Annotated in this window: 15 protein-coding genes; 5 read left to right on the top strand and 10 right to left on the bottom strand. The window is 40.7% G+C overall.

The genetic code is table 11. The features are described 5' to 3' along the window. Positions 1-38: 38 nt before the first annotated feature. Positions 39-2,225: an exonuclease domain-containing protein gene (locus tag N483_RS05095; protein ID WP_023402141.1), complete on the top strand. Its 2,187-nt coding sequence runs from the start codon at positions 39-41 to the stop codon at positions 2,223-2,225. A 42-nt stretch (positions 2,226-2,267) separates the two neighbouring features. Further along, positions 2,268-2,648, top strand: a complete 381-nt coding sequence (locus N483_RS05090) for a DUF1294 domain-containing protein (RefSeq protein WP_023402142.1) — start codon at positions 2,268-2,270, stop codon at positions 2,646-2,648. 73 nt (positions 2,649-2,721) lie between these two features. On the opposite strand, the gene N483_RS05085 is transcribed toward N483_RS05090, so the two are convergent. Together N483_RS05085 and N483_RS05080 are read right to left on the bottom strand one after the other, a co-directional pair. Further along, entirely contained in the window at positions 2,722-4,881 is a 2,160-nt protein-coding gene (locus N483_RS05085; RefSeq protein ID WP_036977342.1) for a cation:dicarboxylate symporter family transporter, read from the bottom strand. A gap of 210 nt (positions 4,882-5,091) precedes the next feature. Further along, positions 5,092-5,577 (bottom strand): hypothetical protein, encoded by a 486-nt coding sequence (locus tag N483_RS05080; protein ID WP_023402144.1) that lies wholly within the window; start codon positions 5,575-5,577, stop codon positions 5,092-5,094. A gap of 267 nt (positions 5,578-5,844) precedes the next feature. On the opposite strand from N483_RS05080, the gene N483_RS05075 reads away from it, so the two are divergent. Next, complete coding sequence (locus tag N483_RS05075) at positions 5,845-7,347, top strand: DUF3612 domain-containing protein (RefSeq protein WP_023402145.1); 1,503 nt, start codon at positions 5,845-5,847, stop codon at positions 7,345-7,347. Between the two features lie 103 nt (positions 7,348-7,450). Continuing rightward, positions 7,451-8,212 (top strand): substrate-binding periplasmic protein, encoded by a 762-nt coding sequence (locus N483_RS05070; RefSeq protein ID WP_172642435.1) that lies wholly within the window; start codon positions 7,451-7,453, stop codon positions 8,210-8,212. Positions 8,213-8,224: 12 nt separating this feature from the next. Here the strand turns inward: N483_RS05070 and N483_RS05065 are convergent, their stop codons facing one another. The 8 genes from N483_RS05065 to N483_RS05035 all read right to left on the bottom strand — a co-directional run bounded on the left by N483_RS05065 (position 8,225) and on the right by N483_RS05035 (position 14,768). After that, positions 8,225-8,812 (bottom strand): hypothetical protein, encoded by a 588-nt coding sequence (locus N483_RS05065; protein WP_155250830.1) that lies wholly within the window; start codon positions 8,810-8,812, stop codon positions 8,225-8,227. A 278-nt stretch (positions 8,813-9,090) separates the two neighbouring features. Beyond that, positions 9,091-9,618 carry a hypothetical protein gene (locus N483_RS05060; protein ID WP_023402148.1) on the bottom strand — a complete coding sequence of 176 codons (528 nt, stop codon included), beginning with the start codon at positions 9,616-9,618 and terminating at the stop codon, positions 9,091-9,093. Positions 9,619-9,749: 131 nt separating this feature from the next. After that, on the bottom strand, positions 9,750-10,370 hold the full coding sequence (locus N483_RS05055; protein WP_023402149.1) for a hypothetical protein: 621 nt from the start codon (positions 10,368-10,370) through the stop codon (positions 9,750-9,752). A 26-nt stretch (positions 10,371-10,396) separates the two neighbouring features. Next, positions 10,397-10,663: a transcriptional regulator gene (locus tag N483_RS05050; protein WP_023402150.1), complete on the bottom strand. Its 267-nt coding sequence runs from the start codon at positions 10,661-10,663 to the stop codon at positions 10,397-10,399. 554 nt (positions 10,664-11,217) lie between these two features. Further along, the gene (locus N483_RS27590) at positions 11,218-11,340 is read right to left on the bottom strand and encodes a hypothetical protein (protein WP_023402151.1); all 123 of its coding nucleotides are present in this window, start codon (positions 11,338-11,340) and stop codon (positions 11,218-11,220) included. 50 nt (positions 11,341-11,390) lie between these two features. Next, positions 11,391-11,936 carry a hypothetical protein gene (locus N483_RS05045; protein ID WP_023402152.1) on the bottom strand — a complete coding sequence of 182 codons (546 nt, stop codon included), beginning with the start codon at positions 11,934-11,936 and terminating at the stop codon, positions 11,391-11,393. Between the two features lie 11 nt (positions 11,937-11,947). Beyond that, a complete protein-coding gene (locus N483_RS05040; RefSeq protein ID WP_023402153.1) occupies positions 11,948-12,229 on the bottom strand; it encodes a helix-turn-helix domain-containing protein in 282 nt (93 codons plus the stop codon). A gap of 955 nt (positions 12,230-13,184) precedes the next feature. After that, a complete protein-coding gene (locus N483_RS05035; RefSeq protein WP_023402154.1) occupies positions 13,185-14,768 on the bottom strand; it encodes a hypothetical protein in 1,584 nt (527 codons plus the stop codon). Positions 14,769-15,082: 314 nt separating this feature from the next. Between N483_RS05035 and N483_RS05030 the strand changes: the two genes are divergently transcribed. Then, on the top strand, positions 15,083-19,075 hold the full coding sequence (locus tag N483_RS05030; protein WP_023402155.1) for a response regulator: 3,993 nt from the start codon (positions 15,083-15,085) through the stop codon (positions 19,073-19,075). Positions 19,076-19,129: the final 54 nt, after the last annotated feature.

Below are 19,129 nucleotides of genomic sequence, written 5' to 3'. Positions count from 1 at the left end.
GCATATTTAAACACTGTCTAAATATACAGGTTTATGTTTTGAAAACGCTGCCCGAGAAATACTATCTAACACATTTTTTTGAACTGTTAGATTACTTAGAGCAAACCAGTTGGCATCTAATAAGTGACGCGCAGCGTACTAAACTGAATGCCTTTAAGTTATTGCCGCAAGATGCGCAGTGTTTACTGATTCGGGTTGTTAATCGAAAACGTCATTTTGTTTGCAGTGAAGAGTTAGTTTATGACGAAATAGACGACTATCCTGGCGCCTATCAGCTATTAAATGAGCAGAGTTGGCTCACTCGGGCACAAGACCCAGCCATGTTAAGTACGTTGATATCTGAGCTAAATAAATCTCAACTAATGGCGCTGGCGAAGGAGCTTGAGCTTCAAGAACTGCCAATTAAGTCTGCCAAAAAAGCTATTTGGCACGAGTATATATGCGGTCAACTTGCGAGCATTAAAGTTGCTCCCTCTGCCATATTATCTGGCTACTTTACCTCTACGTTTAAATCTGACTTAGCTTATTTTCTGTTTATTTTTTTTGGTAAGTTAGGAGGCGCATTGTCGCAGTTTTCAATGCGGGATTTGGGCGTAATGCAAACCCATCGACAACGAGTGCAAGGCAATGCGCATTTTGAGTCGAAAGAAGAAGCACAAAGTGCATTTTTGTATTGCAACCTATACAACGATTTAAAAACTTTGCCACAACAATCGCTTTTGGAGTTAGCTGACAACATCATTAAACAAAGTTACACCAGTCCGATGGGGTTATTGGCAAAGCTTAAATACGATCATTTGTGCTATAAATTGGCCAATTTGGTGATTGATCACGATGCTGTTCTGAGTGATTCATTATTGACATTAAGTGCACACCCCAAAGCGCAGGAGAAATACATTAGATCACTGTATGCCAAAGGCGAACATGAAAAATGCAAAGAGCTGATAGAACAGCTATTAGACGCGCCAGGTGACGAGCAACTGTTATTTTTCGCGGAGGACTTTTATCGGCTCAAGTTTACTGAAAAGCGAACTTCGCTACTAACCGATATGCTGCGTGCAAGTGGTCAACCCATTTGTCTTGATGAAGCATTTGTTGGTTATGTAGAGCAAGGGCTAATCGAACACTATGGACGGGCTAATGTAAATGCTTATCACTGTGAAAATATGCTATGGCGGGCCTTATTTTGTTTAAGCTTTTGGCACGAATTATTCGAAGATGAACGAAATGCGTTTTCCAATGAATTTGAGCACACCCCAAAGTGCCTCAAAGACAATTCGTTTTATAACGTATTTGAAACCGAAATTGAACAGCGACTTACCACGTTTATCGACAATACCCAATTATTAAACTGGCTGATAAAACAAGCTGCTGACAAATTCAACCAACACAGCAGATTGATGTTCTGGCATCCTGATTGCCTCGCTCAATTGTTTGAATTTGCAAAACATGCACCTATCGATGCCGTGCGTGCGCATTTGCGTGCGATGAGTAAAGATTTCAATGGGTTAAAAGATGGATATCCTGATCTAATGTTGTGCCAGCAAGGCGTCAAATTCATTGAAGTCAAAGCTCCTGGGGATAGTTTGCGTCGTAATCAATTGATCACGATTAAAAAGCTGATTGAGTCAGGGTTTGACGTGAGCGTGCAAACCGTCCAGTGGCAGGTTCAGCCAGAGCAACCCTACGTCATTGTTGATATTGAAACCACTGGCGGCAAAAAGGAGCATGATAAGATCACCGAAATCGCCATGGTAAAGGTAGTAAATGGCAAAATAGTGGGGCAGTGGCATAGCCTAATTAACCCTCAGAGGCGGATCCCAAGATACATAACAGAGCTTACAGGTATTGATAATGAAATGGTCATTAATGCTCCTGTGTTCAGTGAAGTTGTTGATGATATTGACGCATTTGGCCGAGAAGCTATTTTTGTAGCACACAATGTTAACTTTGATTATGGCTTTATCAAAGCAGAGTTTGCGCACTTAGAGCGGCCGTTTAAAAGAGCGAAACTATGCACTGTGCAATTGGGTAGAAAATGGCTGCCGGGTCACGCTTCTTATTCATTGGGTAAAATTTGCCAAGCATTGAACATAGAGTTGAATGGACATCACAGAGCACTCAATGATGCATTGGCAACCGTTGAGCTATTTAATTTAATTAATCAGCGGCGTATAGAAGCGAGCGAAAATACCAAGGATAAGCAGCAAGAGGACACACAATAGCTATGAATTCACAACTAGATAGAGTTATTACTGGGAGACACCGTGCTTTTTAATACTTTGATTATGTTTATTAGTAAGTGTGGGGTTGCTATCTCTTTGTGTGCATTGGGTATGTTGGTAGTACCTATGGTGAGTGGCGACCCTGTCTTATTGATGGGGCTTGTTGCCGGGTTGGTTATTGCAAATATTGTGATGTATTTAGGGTTTTATAAAGACAAACACAATGCAAAAAAAGATGCGCGTAGGATCTCTGAAAAAACACTGATTGTACTGTCCATGTTGGCACTGCATTGTACCACGCATTTGACGATGCATTTTACGCAACATAAAACCAGCAAGTGGTCTTTTCAACTTAAGTTGTTGGCCGCGATCACTTTACAATTATCGTTGAGCGTATTTTGGTTTGTCCAAGTGTACGTTTAGTCAATTACGTTGATTAACACGCCTGAGTCAAAATAAAAAAGCGCCAGCAATGACTGGCGCTTATTCGATGTGTTTAATTTTGTTCAGCAAATTCATCTAATAGCGACCATCTATGCGCTTTATTTTGAGTTCCTTTGCCCAAAATCCAGTAATCATAGCTGCTTTGAATAGTCCCTTTGCTTTGCTGAATTGCCAGCCATGTGTTGACGTAATTGAGAATATCCACATTGCGCTTAGCGACGGCAAACCCAACCGGGTACTTAAGCTCAGCACCTTTTGGTACCACCACACCATATTCTGGGTAAAACATACTCCACGCAAACCCTGCCTCTGCACTGATAACCAGCGCATCGAAGTCACTGCTTTTCTCAAAGAATGCTTGGTGATTGCCAAGTTGTTTGACGCGGATCTGCTTATACTTGTTGGCCACATCGCGCATCAGCGGCTGATACTCCACATGGGCTAGGCTAAGATTGTCTTTTGTTAATACCTGCTCTTTAGTAGCAAACTCTTTGAGCCGGTGATCTTTGGCAACCAAAGCCAGCTGTAGTTCTAAAACCGGGTTAGTAAAGCGAACAGTACTTAAATCTATAACGCTCATTTCTAATCCCGACATGGCGATGTCAAAGTACCCCTTACTCAGGTATTCTGCCAGTTGATGTTTTTTAAATGGAATAAACTCCACCTTTACTTGTAAGTCGGCCGCTAATTTATGGGCAAGGCCTATGTCAAAACCTACCAGTTCATCTTTTTGGTTGAAATAACTAAAGGGTACGTTGTCGACTAAGTAACCGACACGCAATACATTACGTTTTTTAATGATGTCGATATTGGTCAATGACAGCTCGCCGCTTTGGTAAGCTTTTGGCACGTGATTGAGCACGTCATTGGGCACTTGATCAGACACTATCATGTTAGCAATCACGTCATCAGCACCTTTTGTGCTTTGTGCCAAGTAGTTGTTGGTAGTGAAGCTAAGCACCATAAAAGCAGGTAAAAATGCTGACAATAGAGTGAGGTAGTACAGCGAGCGGATACGCTTTAAATGCAGCTGCTGTTTATTGTAAAAGATGCACAATAGTGTGACCGCAAAGATATAAACAACGGTTGTTGGTGATACCACTTTGGCAGTTAACACCGACATCGACAAATAAAGCTGATAACTGTCGGCTGGAATTTTTAGGCTATCCAGCATATAGGGAATAGCTATGTGTACATTGGCAAAATAACTGAGCATGGCTGAAAGCGTGACATTGGGGATCTGCTCTAGGGTAATGGGATTACCCGTCAGCCAAGCTGCAAATGTAACAAACATCAGGGTTGTAAGCTTGCCCAAGCTTGGGAACGTATAAGCGATGGGAACTAACACTTCAGCAATGTGATCAGACTCTTCATCACTGCGTTTAATTTTTTGTAAGTGCGATTTAATGCCCTCGGTGATAACGGGTAGCACGATGAAGACATTTCCTGTACTAAATGCGGTGATCCACGCATTGCGCATGACTTTGATTAAGTCTCGATATTTAACAGGCGTAAGCGCCGCAACAAGCATTGGCAATAAGGCAAACATGAGGTAAAAGCCTAAGCAAATGACCAAAACTAAGTAAATTTGTAAATTACTGAGCTCTTCTTGGCCTATAGTACCTGCTGTACTGGCAGTCATCGAAAAGATACCTATAGGGAAGAATTTAATCACTTTTTTCGACATCACAGTTAAGCCTTGCCCGACGACTTCAAGCACATCGAGTAATTGGTTTTTTCGGCCATTGGAGATCAGTGCCAAACCCAGTGCAATACAAAATATAACCAGCGCAGGTACATTTCCGTCAGCCATAGAAGCGAAAGGGTTTGACGGGATATACTGTTGGACGAAATTGACATCAGGCGCTTGTGCTACCAGCGCAGGTGAGAAAAAAGTCCCAGCGTCATGGCTTGGCAAGGTCAGGGTAAAGCACCAGATCACCGCAAGGCCAATCACCCAAAGTGCAACCATGGTAATGGCGGCTTTGGCCAGCACGGTTTTAACCTGATCTGGGCTGAATTTACCTAACCCCACAACCAGACTGACCACGATGTAAGGAAAGATAGTGATTTGCATAAGGCTGACAAAGCCTTCGCCAATTGGTTTTAAAAACGCAACTCGCTCACCAAAAATAAGTCCTGTTGCTATGCCAAGGATCAATGCCCATAGCATCCAGTTCATACTTTTTATCCAGTTGAATAGTTTATTCATGATCACCCGTCGCAGTTAAATTGGTGCGCGATTATATTGAGATTAGCTGAAATTAATCTGAATGCATGAAATGAAATAGTGCGATACGGGTGTAAGCATTGAAAAAATATGGATTTGATGCGAGTAAGTATTCACATTTGGCCACAAGTTGTATTGTGGCCAAGATAAAAATTCACAGCGAATAAAAGCAAGAAATTTTAAAGTTGAGGCTTAGATTTCGTAATCTTCACCATTTTTGCTGCGGTAGCATTTGCAACGCGACTCTTCGAGCAAAGTGTGTTGAACACCGTCAATAAAGCTCATCCACAATTTAGTATGCTTGCGGTTTTGCGTGTCGATGGCGCTAAAAGGTGTTTCGTATTGCACATCATTAATATGGGCTTTGTCATATTTTCCGGTATCACCAGCGATGTTAAAACTTAGTTCAATGTGCAAGCCATCGTCTTTTTGCAATAAGATGGTAGATGGTGCTTCTTTGTGGCCACAAAGGGCAACAAATTGTTTGGTGTTTTTCAGTCCGCAGTGCTGTCCATCCGCAAAAAACACCATTAAGTGGTTGTAATAAACAACGTAAGCACTGACTTGAGTATGAGAGCCAAATTCGAGCGGGCAGTGTTGATCTAAAAATTGTTTTGCAATAACGAGCTTCTGACATTCTTCACTTAGTGGTGGTGTAGTTTGAAGTTGTGCTTTCATTGATGTATCCCCAGTTACCGAAATTAAATTGTTGTGAAACGTTACGGTTGTCACATAACGTGTGCTGATTAATTGACTACAATTTCAGTGTATAAAAAATTATCAATAAATTTCACAAAAAGAATTTTACAGTGTAAATTTTACAAAATCTGGTCAGACCTCTTGTTGTAAAATGGTCGAATTTATGCTCTTTTATATCATGAACATGTAGTAAAAATGTCGATAAAATTGACTAAAGTCGCTTAAATGAGAAGGATTGGTATTAAAATGAAAAAAAGCTCAGAGCTGATGCGTAAGTCTCACTTTCTCGGTACCAAGATCCGCAACCTCCGAAAACGTAACCATTTAACGCTAGAAGATTTGTCTGCTCGGTGTATCCGAGTAGATCCGCACACAGCGCCTTCAGTGTCATATTTGTCCATGATTGAGCGCGGTAAACGCACGCCAAGTAGTGACATGTTAGAGAACTTTGCTGAAGTGTTTCAAAAGCCACTATCGTGGTTTTTAGACACAGATCCCGAGCCCGATGCCATCACCCCACAAAAAGGCCGCTCTGGTGGGATTGAGGGGATGGCACTAGAGCCAAATTTTTTATTTTCTAACGACATACTACAAATTGCGATACCAGAGATGCTTTCGCAAACGGGGATCAGTGGTAGACAGTTTGCCCACCTTTTGATCCGAGCTCATCAAGAGCACCATCAAAACCACTTTCCTGATCTGGAGCGCGCCGCCGACGAAGTTGGAGATAAAAATCTCTATTTAAGTGTTGAAGACCTCATGGTGTTGATAAAAAAGCACGGTCTGAAACTGAGCTGGTATGATGAAGTCCCAAATGAAGTGATGGATGACAGTGGGCATGTCTTTAATCACTTGATCACCTCTTATTTCGAAGAGCCCAACGTGGTACATGTAAACCGCCTGCTTGAGAAAAACCCTGCAAGACTAAAATATGACTTAGCTGTGCACATTGGCCATAGTGTGTTGCACGAACTCAAAGGACTGCGCTGCGTGTTGCGAACAGGTGGCTTTAATACCGCAGTGCTACCAGCTTCAGACACTACACCCAACGCGCAGGATATTCTAACGGCTTGGCATGATTTTGAGTCAAGCTTTTTTGCAGGCGCTTTACTGTGTCCAAAAGTTGCCTATCGGCAGTTGCTCGACTCATATGGTTATGAAATAGACATTCACCAGCATTTAAATATTTCACCGTCTGTTGCGATGCGCCGTATGACTGTTGTGTCGCCATATCCGCATTGGCATTACTTTGATGCCTATCTACCCGGAAAACTAAAAGCCGTATATCGTGGCAATGGTATACCTCTACCTTGGGGGAATATGAGAAGCGTTGAAGATCCCTGCCAGCACTGGGCGGTGTTTAGAAAGTTTGTAGCCCAGTCTCAGCAGTCAAGTGCACAACTCTCCATTCTCAATGTAAATGGTAAACCTCATCTATACTGTTGTGAGTCACTTAAGGTAAATGATCTTGTAGAGAATGCCCATGTACTGTGTGCTGGCATAGACCTAAATCCAGCAATTGACGCACAGGGGATAAGCGCCGATGAAGTGGTGCAAGAGTTACAGGCACTTTGTATTAAACAAGGCGGCGCAAGTGTTGTACCATGGCATCTGAAAAAGCAGCTCATGAGCGTAGCAAAAATTCTCAACATCAATTGGATAGACAGAGGGATCAACAATGATGTACGAGTCATTTGCACCAGAGGGACAGCGTGCCCGAGACAGCCTAGTTGCTACGAAACAGGATAGGATTAGATAAAAGCTTATAAATAACAAGGCACCAGGTAGATTGATAAAGGCAACGAGCAAACTTTACTGCGCACTTATGATTAATTTGTGTGTGCTTACTCTGATGTTAGTAACTTTAACATTAAGCAGAGCCGCATACAGTTGTGAAAAGACCTTGCGTGTAAGTACCAGCGGTAATTGGCCGCCATATTCACAGCGTGTAAACGGGCATTATGAGGGGTTAGAAGTTGAAGTTGTTGAGCTGGTATTAAAAGAGGCTGGGTTTTGCTGGCAGTACGTTGAGCTCCCTTCCTCAAGCCGCGCATTTAAGCAATTTCAAGAAAACAAAGTTGACCTGATCCCTGCGGCTAGTTTTACACAATCCCGACGAAAATACGCCGAGTTCAGTTTGCCGTATCGACAAGAAGTCATGTTGCTGTTTGCACATCAAGACAATACAGATACCATGATGCACGACGGCTTAATAACAAGCATTGCGCTTTTACGACACCTAAAAAACAACTTGGTTGCAACTAGCCGAGGCAGTGTTTATGGGCAAGGTTTTGAGGGTTTTCGAAAGGCGTGTGAGGATTGTGTGGTAGAAACCAACTTTGCCCACGAACGCTTTAATTTAATTAAACACAAGCGGGTAGAATATGCCGTAGAAGACATTTTAACAGGTGCTCATTTAACTCAGGATGCAGATTATAAAGGGGTGATTCGAGCTACTACCATAAAAATTTACGACAACCCTATTCACTATATGCTCAGGCCAGGCATGCTGAGCGAGCCGCAACTGAGGCAGCTCAATTTAGCCATTATAAAAAACAGACAACGCATTGAAGAGATTATTCAAAAATATAAGCAGCGCTATGGCGTAGACTAAAGCCTTCAAGTATTACTTGTGTCTATCGGAATGGTTGTTTCTACGCATTTTCCGCGCATGTTTCATTGCCAGTACATGCTCGTCAACCGGTGCTGTACGCGTGGCCAACCAAAGGATCACTATCGCTTCCATTAGGCAGAAGAAGGTGAGTAAGGGGCTAAACAGATATCTAATGTATGGAAATGAATCTATTACGTACAACACGAAGAGACCAAGCTCGACTAGCGCGATAAAAGTAACAAATACATAGGATATATAGACAAAAAGCAATGCTCCTTCTTGTCTTGTGAAATAGAAGTGGTCGTAAACGTCTTTGCAAAGCCTGCTGCGACTTTTAAGTTTAGCAACTATCAATCTTCGAGCAAAAACAACATAGACATATGCCCAACTAATTATAAACACACATAGGTAGTAATAATTTCCCCAGCTGATGGCTATTTCAGTAAAGATAGTATCCATTAACTCAAGTGCAACCAACATCAATAGTAAGCAGCGAGTATTGATACTCTTCCAGCCAACAAATAAAGCAATGATCATTACTGGCAAGCTAACAAAGCTAATTGCATGATAAATAGAATTTATTGAAAACGCTTCTAGCAAGTGTGTTGGCCTTTAAAAATTACGTGCGAGTACATGTATTTACTTAGTTTATAGTGTTCTTATTTTTAATGGACCTCTAATAAGATGAATCCGCTATAAAATGATGCAAAGTGACAATCCCCCTAAAATGGGCGTTTAATATAATACTTTTTGATGCACCGTTGGCCTTTTATTTGTAACTTAGTTTTTTCTATTCATACAAAGTTTTACTTTAAATACAGTGGGAAAATGTGATAGCTAACGCATTATGAAAATATACAGCTGTGTTATAGGTGCGCTTAGTCATTATCAACCGGTAGGGTCCGAATGGATAACCTAAGCAGCAATAGGGCTTCGACTAAGTAAAGTAGGGTGAGGGCGGGGCTGAAAAGTTGCTCCACAATAAATAAACTGCCCAGCACGCCATATTGATACAGTTTAATTTCAATCAAATTAATAAACAAAAATAGGCTTGCACAGGCATATACAAAAATAAGCCCGCCTTCTTGCTTGCTAAAGTAGTAGTTTTTACGAACCTCATCAAAGAATTTAAAGTGGGGGCTCAATTTTATTGCTATCAATCTTCTGGCAAATACAACATAGATATAGACAAGACTATAAAAAAAGATCCAGAGGTAGAAGTTGTATTGCCAAGACAGCGCGATATTTGATACCAAGGTGTCGATGGCCTCTACAACGAGCAGGATTAACAACAAACTCCGGGTGTTAACACTTTTCCAGCCAGCAATAAGCGCAATAAAAAACACTGGTGTTGAAATTTGACCAATTACATAATAAATGTAATTGAGAGAGTCGCTATTGAGCAAGTTATCAATCCTGTGCGCGTTTACTTTAAGTGAACAACACTTATTTTAAACAAATAAAACAAGTGCATTAAAAGAAAAGTACTTTTCATCAGTTAGTATCAAAAACTTTAAGCTGCCTTTGACTGGTGTCATTACGAGCGGTCTTTTTTATCTTCAGCAGAGCTCCGATAACTACTCGTTCCCTCAAGTTTTCTATCGTTTGTTAGCCTTCTCTTGAAATGCTGCAAATACTCATCAATAGGAAGGTGTCTAATTGATAGCTTTAATAGCATGAGCGCTTCTAGCAAGTGTAAAATAGTTATACTTGGAGGGAATACATTGTTCCTAAAAGGAAATACATCAATGATATCATATTGGTATAACTTTACTTCAATCAGTGCAACTACATGTAGTATGACAACAATAAAATACATAAAAGTAATAGCGGCTTCTTGCTTACTGAAACTGAAATTGTTGTATACATCGTTGCATAACTTTACATGCTTACTTAACAGTTTTGCTAACAACCGTCTGAACAGAACAGTGAACAGAAAGATGGAGCATATGAATACACCATAAAAGTGGTAATTATTGCCAAGAGTATACGACCAGCCAGTAAGCAATGTGTCGATTGCTTCGAGCGTTATCAGTGAAATTAGTAGCATCCGCGTGTTGATGCTTTTCCAAGCAATTAGTAGGCAGATAAAATTAATGGGAGTAATGAAAAAAGCAACGCCATCATAGAGTGCTTTATAGTTTTCATAGCTAAACATTGGGCACCTATAATTCTTATTTTTTATCAGTACGCTGATTTTTTAATTGTTGTTTGGCTTTCTTTTCCCGAAGTAAAGCCACATACAAAGCAAATTAGTAATAATTGATAAATTGGAATTAGCTCATGCCCTTCTTCCCAAGCAGAGATCGTCTCTTCACTAACTGAGGGAACAAGTTTCTTGCCAAGCTCACTTTTAGAGTAGCCTGAGTCTTCCCTTATTAATTTGACTGCAACAGCAAGCTCTTTCCAAAGAGTTTTTAATATTCCTGCTTGATGGTTTTGATCTTTCATTCTGCGCCTAATTATCGTCTATTAGGATAAAGCTTGTAATTAGAGGCTTGCTAACTTTACCTTCTGCCTTCAAGAATACCTTAATTAGGTAAGCCTATCAATTATGTAAGAGTAAGGTTTTAAATCGGTTTTTTCGCTTCAATTGCAGTTAAATTAAGTGAGTTTTATCCATATTCTTCTAAAGAAAGGTAAGCCTTTAAGTTGGTGTGATAAGAAGTTTTTACTAGGAAAATGTGAGTGTGCTCTTGTATTTAATCTATAATTTATTCTACATTGTAAGCTGCAATAGCAAAAGTAAATGCTATTTTATGGAGAGTCTTTTTTGATTAATTAGTTACTCTAGTGCTATATATGAAAACATTGAAATCTACGTATTTCTAATAGGTAGATCGAATTGAAAAGCTTTTGCTTGGTAGTTTTAATTGGGTGGAAACTAATAAAAACAATAAGGTAATTTGGCAGCCGATATCACTTTGTTTCTAAATAGTCTCCAATCATTTTACGTAAAAAAGGTGTTCTTGCCACAATGAAAACTAAAAAAGGAAAAAGAAAGCTTAATTACCATTTTCAAAATTCTTGGGTTCTATAGCTTGAGCTTGGGGTGGTATTTCACCAACGCCATTAGCTGGACCGCCACCAAAAATTAGGGATAATATCTCTTTGTCTAAAACTTTCATGCTTTTTCCTTAATATAATATAATTTTACCTCGTTTTTTAGAGGTAAAGTCTAAGCGAAATTGTGATGCCCTTCCTCCTGCCTCGTTTTATTTCCGACCACCATACTAATAACAAGAAATAACTCGAAGAAAGAAATTAACGTATGAAAAGGACCGTACATATGAATTCTAAATGGAACTCCACTCGTCAGTTGGATTTTATATAAGCTTATTTCCACAAACGTAATCAAAAATGTTATTGCTGTAAGAAAGTATAGAAATAGTAATCCACCTTCTTGTTTTGTGAAGTGATAAGACTCTTTAGCTTGTTTGAAGAATGCAAATTTGGATTCTAATTTGCCCGCGATTAGCCTTCTTCCCATAACTGGGATTATGAAAAGAGCACATACGAACGCTCCCCATAAGTAATAAACGCTTCCTAGAGGAACTATATGTAAATAAGTGGCTGAGTCGAACAATTCAATAGCTATTAACATAGAAATTAAATATCTAAAGTTAATATTTTTCCAGCTGATAAAAAGTGCTATAAAATATACTGGCAGTACAGCAATGCTGTAATACTCTTGTAGCGCCGTAAAATTTTCATAACTAAACATCAGATACGTCCTTAATTTCTTTTGTTTTCTGGTTGTTGACTTTCGAGTAGTTGCTTAGTTTTTTCTTCCGGACTAAAACCGCAAATAAAGCATATTAAAAAATAACTCGTTAATGGGACTGGGGTTTTACCAGTTTCCCAATTGGATATCGTTGCTTGGTCCACTACAGGGATAAGTTTCTGTCCTAATTGACTTTGAGTGAGGCCTGCATCCTTACGCATCGATCTTATCGACTTGGCTGCTTCTCCCCATAAGCCATTAAACAATCCTAGTTGTCGAATTCTAAGTTTCATATGTTCCAACATTACCTTTTGATAACAAATTTAACAAAAGCTATCACTTAAAAGCTTGTAATTGCAAGCTTTTATCGATATCTGACAGTTAATATGAATATTATCATGTTATCTAAATAGTAATTTAACGCTTACTCGATTTTTCTACACCTGATGTTTATTAAATATTTCATTTGTTGCGATTGATAATATCAAGGTGTTTTTGAGAAATAAACCATGAATTGACAAAAAATTAAAAAATTTATTGTTTTTTCTTACAGGGTTTTTAATGACAAAGTATTAGTGTAGTGTGGAGTGTTTTTTAGTAGTTTTTATTTGATTATTCGCTAAATTTTAATAATAAAAGCTAAGGAATCTTGGTATAGTGTCATATTATCATTATTGCACTATTATATTAAGTACAAAAACACAATAATGTGATTTTGATAAGCTCACCAATTTTTAAAAAGTATTAGCCTGTTCAAGGTTCCGCTGTATTCACCACGAGAAAAAGCAAATGTGTGATGATGCCTCATTGTGGTTAAACATCAAACAAAGAAGTCTGCTTTGAGGAGCATGGGCAACGTGTTCGCCGTTGTCAGTGCTAAATTTGGGCGTTTTTATTCCAGAGACAATACAATGCTGTGATGTGCACTCAGGAGGCTGTTGAATTGGCCTGACTGAGTAATTACATGTACAAGAGGCTTAAATTGAGTAAAAGGCACTGTCTGAGTGCTCATAGTGTTATTAGCTTGTTTTAGGTGCTTATTCAGCCATTCATAGCAACAGCAAAGACCAGATGCTGAAGGCTTGGACAAGCAAAGCTGGCAAGAGACCATGGGGCAAATTTTGTTGAGTGACTTAGGCACAAAAAACGGTGTAAGTTGAATAATGCTTACACCGTTTTATGGGAGAACTATTTTATGGGAGAACCATGGGCTACTTTGTTATAAACAGCCCTTAAAAAGGATCTTTATTAGTTGCTACACTCGGCCCAAGTTTGCCCATCGGTACTGCATTCCTGTACATAAGTGAAATCGTCTTGATATGTTTGGCGTTGCCATGTGCCATCGCTATCTCTGGAGGTGATGACTCGGTTATCACCTGAGTCATCTGTAACGCGCTTATGCCAAGAAGAGAAAGGGATGTTGACGTTATCGTCAAACTCGTAGCCTGCCAATGAGAAGTATGCCACCAATACGAGTACATCTAAAATCTCTGACTTTTCACTCATATTTTTCCAGTCGTCTAGCTCAGCAATTGACTCCGCATTTTGGTGAAACTCGGTTAGATAGGAAACTTTATCTTTACTGTAAGATACAGATAATACGCGGTTTTCTGCGTCACTAAAGTCAATGTTGTCATCGCAAGCTTGCTGTTGCGATGTACGGTCAATACTTTTCCAATTGCGTAACTCATAGGTGAAGCCGCTAATTTTCACTTCTAATCTCTCAAACTGGAAGCAGTGGCCGATATCGTCAGCACTATTTTTTACCAAATCTGTTGTTTGAATATAGGTGTGGTTATCGCTCCAAGGGCTGGTTATTTCTTTGCGGTCATATTGGACAAATAGCACAGTCTCAAGATTGTCATCCATGCGTACACGCTCATCAACTGGGGTACTACCGTCTTTTCCATAAATAAGAATACTTCTATACCACACAAGTTCGGTGCTATCTGGTTGCTCTGGCGGAGTATCGAGATAGTGGAGAACACGAATTTCATGCGCGTCTACATATTCTTTTGCAAGCTTTAGATATTTCTCTACACTTGCTTGAAGCCCTTTAACAATGTCTTCAGCGAGTTTCTTTAGCGCTTCGTCACCACTCTCGATATAGTCACTGAATAATTGCTGTTCAGAAATATTGTAATGCTCAATCACCTGATCAATGGTTTCGCGCATTACAATTTTCAGCTGCTCTTGAAGCACGTCATCTGCAAGTATGGTGGTACATGTTTTATCTTTATATGCATCAGTTTTATAAAGTGACTGCCACAGCACCGTAGTTAGTGGTGTAATGTGCTGCTGATCTTCACCTTCTAGGCTTGTTAGCGTAGGTGGCAGAACCATTTGATAAGCCTTAGTAACTTCACCAAGGTCTTCGTCAATGGCACCAACCGGCACATCGACATAGGTTGGCACATAGGCAGCACACTGGGCTTGCTCCTCAGTGAGTTCTAATTCATAGCTGCCTTTATCTGTTGAAACCACAGATGGCTCATTATCATCTTTAACCGCATTGTTATTTAGATCAAGCCAAACAGTTGCTCCTTGCACATAGCCGTCAATCACTCGTCCACGTCGTGCATAGCGGCTATGGTCATCCGTAACAGGTGGGTTGGTTACGGTATTGCCACTATTGTTATTCACTGTACCTGTGGTTGTATTGTTATTATTTGACGCTGTCGAGCCGGTATTTTGGCTAGGCGTATTATTGTTGTTACTCAAGTCAATACTGGGTCCTTTGGGGCCACCGCCACCGCCGCCGCCACCACAGCCTGTAAATAAGGTACTACAGAGTATGGCCAGTGAGAGGGTCTTTAAATGTGATTTATACATGCACGTTCCTTATTATTGGCGCAGGCTTATTGGTTACTGCAAAAATTAGATTAAATGTGTCTTTAACTATTGTTATTAGAAGTTCGACTAGCTCGGTTCTATTAAAGGCCTAGACTAAGTCAATGTGCTCATTATAGGGAAACTCACTGTGTTGCAGGTAGCGAAAAACAGACAAAAATGCGCAATAATCTGCCTTAAATCGCAAATAACAACAAAGTTTGATAATTGCTAAGTTGTTGTTATTATGTAGCACAGGTACAAGTTTTACCAACGTTAATTATAAAAATAAGCAATAAAAACAATGTTTTAATAATATGTATAGGAATTTCGTCACCGCGCTTTATGTCGGTTTTTTAATTATATTTGGTATGCTGTTCAGCAGCGAAAGCTTTGGTAAATCTGATACCCACTTAGCTTTAGGCGTGGGAGATGGATTGCCGGGCAATCGTGTGTTTGACATCGAGCGTGATCACCGGGGGTTTATGTGGATAGCTACCGGCCAAGGCCTTGCCCGATTTGATGGCGTAAACACGGTACGCTTTTTCTCACATAAAACACTCAGTACAAACCAGTCGACTCGGGTGCGTGATTTATTGTTTGATTCTCAAAATCGCTTGTGGGCTGTTGGCGATCAAGGCGTTGGAGTACTCGGTGCTAAAAGTGAGCGTTTTGAACCAATTGCGTCGTCCCAGCCAGATACACAGCTAAACGCATACAGTGTATTTGAATCAAGTGACGGTATCGTATGGGTTGGCGCGAAGTCTGGCGTTTATCAGTTTGAACAAAATCAACTTAACCCATTGGCGCTGATGCTGGATGGGCGTTCCATTACCCCTCAAGTATTATCGATAACCGAGGTTGAACTGTCCAAACTAATACTCGCGACTGATAGTGGTATTATGATTGTTGATACCAATACGCTGCGAGCTGAATACTTATTACATGAAAATGGTCAGCCAGCCTTCGCTGACAAAGTGTGGCGTCTAAATAATGGGTCAATTTGGTTAAGCATTCATGGCTATGGCTTGGCTACCTATGAGCATAGCGAGCGCAAGTTAGAAATGCGCTACATTGACGAGAACGAGTTTGACACTGTTGGCTATGTATTTGATATTCAAGAAAGTGAAAGCGAATTTTATGCAGCGTCACTGAACACTGGGCTACTGACCTTAAACAGTGGCAAGGTGGAGGTCAGTAGTGGATTGCCACCATTACTGTCATTGTACCAAGACCAACAAGTAAAGGCTTATGGCACATACAGCGAAGGTGTTGCGCTGCTTTCAACCAATCACAATGCAATTAAAAACCGAGAGTTTGCTCATCCAAGTGAAACCGGACAGTATGAAATCAACGATGTATTGATTACGGATGAGTCTATTTGGCTTGCCGATCAACTAGCTGGTGTATGCCGTTACTCGTTCGAGGGTGACTTTCAACGTTGCCTTGATACCGAAGACTTATCTGCTCAAGCAATGGCTGTATCGCCGAGTGAACATGTGTGGATCAGCCTCTATAAAAGCTTAGTGAAAGTCGAACCACAATCAATGACAGTGGTTCAACAATTTGATTTTGAGAAATATAATATCCCCGATGCGATTTATAGCATTGTTATTCAAGACGAACAAACTATTTGGCTGTCCCATAGCTTTGATGGTTTGACTCGATTAAACCCGCGTACTAAACACGTAGAGCGATTTAATACTGAAAACTCAGGCCTGTTAAGTGATGAAATACACAGCTTGGTTCTTCATAACGAGCTCCTGTGGGTGGCCACATCAAGTGGGCTGCAAACCTTTGATGTCAGCACGCAGCGTTTTGAACCAAAAACAGCGCTTGGCGATAGAGTCTCAAATGCGGTTTATGACCTTTATCTCAGCCCAAAAGACTTTTTATTTGTTCAAACTGAAAGTGGTTTACAAGTACTGGATCTAAAAACCCAATCATGGAAAGCCTTACCAGATAAGCTCAAAAGGTTGACCAATACCAGTGTTGTTTTTGATGATACAGGCTATGCGTGGTTTGCCAGTAGCTTTGGCGTGATGGGGTGGTCTCCAGAGGACTCGGACTTGAGCGTTCGCCATTTTGACAAAGGAGATGGCCTGTTTACACAAGGGTATTTAGGCAGTGCAGGTGCTGCTTTTGAGCGACAACTCGCTTTTATAGCACCTGATGGAATGACTTTATTCAGCCCTAACAAACTTGGTTTTTCCGACGCGCAGCCTAAGGTGAGTGAATTTGAGCTTACTTTTGCAAACGGACAGTCGAAGCGTTACTTTCACCAAGAAAATCTGGTTGCACTTCCCTACGAACACGCGAGTATGCGCTTTGTGCTTGCTAACAATAACTTTGCCAGTGTCTCGAAGCAGCAATTTAGGTACAAACTAGAGGGGATCGCTAACACTTGGGTAGAGTTGGGGAAAAGCCGGGTATTGATGATCCCCAAGCTGGCATACGGCCAATACAAGTTGTTACTGCAAAGCACTGACAGTGACGGAAACTGGTCACAGAACATCAGCGAGTTTTCTTTTACCATTGAAACCCCATGGTATGCAACTGTATGGGCATATTGTGCATATGCACTCGGTTCGATATTGATTTTATATATTATTTATCAAATTCGTATAGCGGCTTTGAAACGTATCCAAACCGCATTGGAGATTGAAGTTGCCGAGCAAACACGAGAAATAAGTAAACAAAACAAACTGCTTACCGAAAAGTCAGATGCATTGGCACAAGCACAAGCGCAGCGAACGCTGTTATTAAAAACGTTGTCTCACGAACTGATGACGCCAGTTTCTCTAATTCAAGGGCCTGCAGAGCAACTCAACAGAGTCCAACAACCTGATGAACGCAGCAAAATGGCAAATATCGTGATTAGCAATGCCAAGCGTTTAAAGGTGTTAATAGAGCAGTTGATGCGGGTATCAAACCTCAATCAAGAATCTCAGTTGCCGATTGTCAGCCCGACGCAGTCACTCACCAGCTTTAATTTGTCTCAAATTTGTTTAGAGCAGATAGCTGCATTTGGTCCAATGGCTGAGCAAAGCGATATTATGCTGAAAACAAATATTGAAGACGATATCCATGTTCTGGCTCGCCCAGATCAGCTCGAGCAATGTGTGAGTAACTTACTAAGCAATGCAATTAAATATAGCGCTGTGGGTAAAACCGTGTCACTCAATTTGAGTTTACAAGGTGATGAAAAAGCGCCTCGCTGTATTTTGCATGTTCAAGATGAAGGGGTAGGTATTGAGCCAAGTGAATTGGAGGCCATTTTTACACCTGAATATAGAACCGACACAGGTAAACGGCAAAATGTTGGCTTGGGCATTGGGTTGAGTGTCGTGAAAGCGATTGCAGATGAGCTAAAAGGGTCTATTGACGTTGTGTCATCGTTAGGTAAGGGCAGTGAGTTTAGTTTGGTCTTTAATGCACTTCCTGCCATATCGTGTTCTGACAATGAGGCACAAGTATCTAGCTCACGGCACGATCTAAGCGATAAGACGGTTCTTATCGTAGATGATACGCCAGATATGTTGACTTTACTCAGTAGTATTTTTGAGCAGGATTATAAAGTAGAGGTTGCTGTTGATGGCGCACAAGGCCTTGAAAAGGCAAAAGCGCAACTTCCCGATCTGATTATTTCCGATGTGATGATGCCAAAGCTTGATGGCTTCGGATTGTTGAGCCGCATTAAACAAGACCCTCTAACTGCGCATATTCCGGTTATTTTATTGACGGCCAACTTAAATGAACAAAGAGAGCTTGAAGGCCTCAGCCGCCAAGCCGATGATTACATAACTAAACCGTTTAGTGTACAGGCGTTAGAGCTTAAAGTGCGCAACGTGTTTTCGCACTATGCAGCCAATGCTGCTAGATGGCATGCGCGTATTGAGCAAGGGGGTAAAAAAGCAGCTGACAGTTTACCCATGTTGCCAAAATTTGAGTTTAAAGATGAACCGCACATCTACGACTTTTTGGACAAACTAGATGGGGTGATCCACGAGCGCTACCAAAACCCAGATGTTTCTGTAGCTGAACTTGCCAAAGAGATGGCGCTGAGTGAGCGACAGTTGCATCGCAAACTCACTGCGGTCATTTCTATGGGGGCAAATGAATACCTGAGAACGTACCGCTTGTATCAAGCGATCACTCCATTGTTACATGGTAAAAGTGTGGCGGTTGTGTCTGAATTGGTTGGGTTCAATTCGGCGTCTTACTTTAGTGCATGCTTTAAAAAGCAATATGGTATGACGGCCAAAAGTTATGTGCAAAAGCAACGTGATAAACACCCGTTAAAATTGTAATTCCGACAATATAGGCAGTGTTGGGGCTAAGCTCTCCCCAACATTGGCAACTGA

It is taken from the genome of Pseudoalteromonas luteoviolacea NCIMB 1944, from assembly GCF_001625565.1.
GTDB lineage: Bacteria > Pseudomonadota > Gammaproteobacteria > Enterobacterales > Alteromonadaceae > Pseudoalteromonas > Pseudoalteromonas luteoviolacea_F.
The sequence above is the reverse complement of the archived record's forward strand: the minus strand, read 5'-3'. Positions and strand labels throughout refer to the sequence as shown.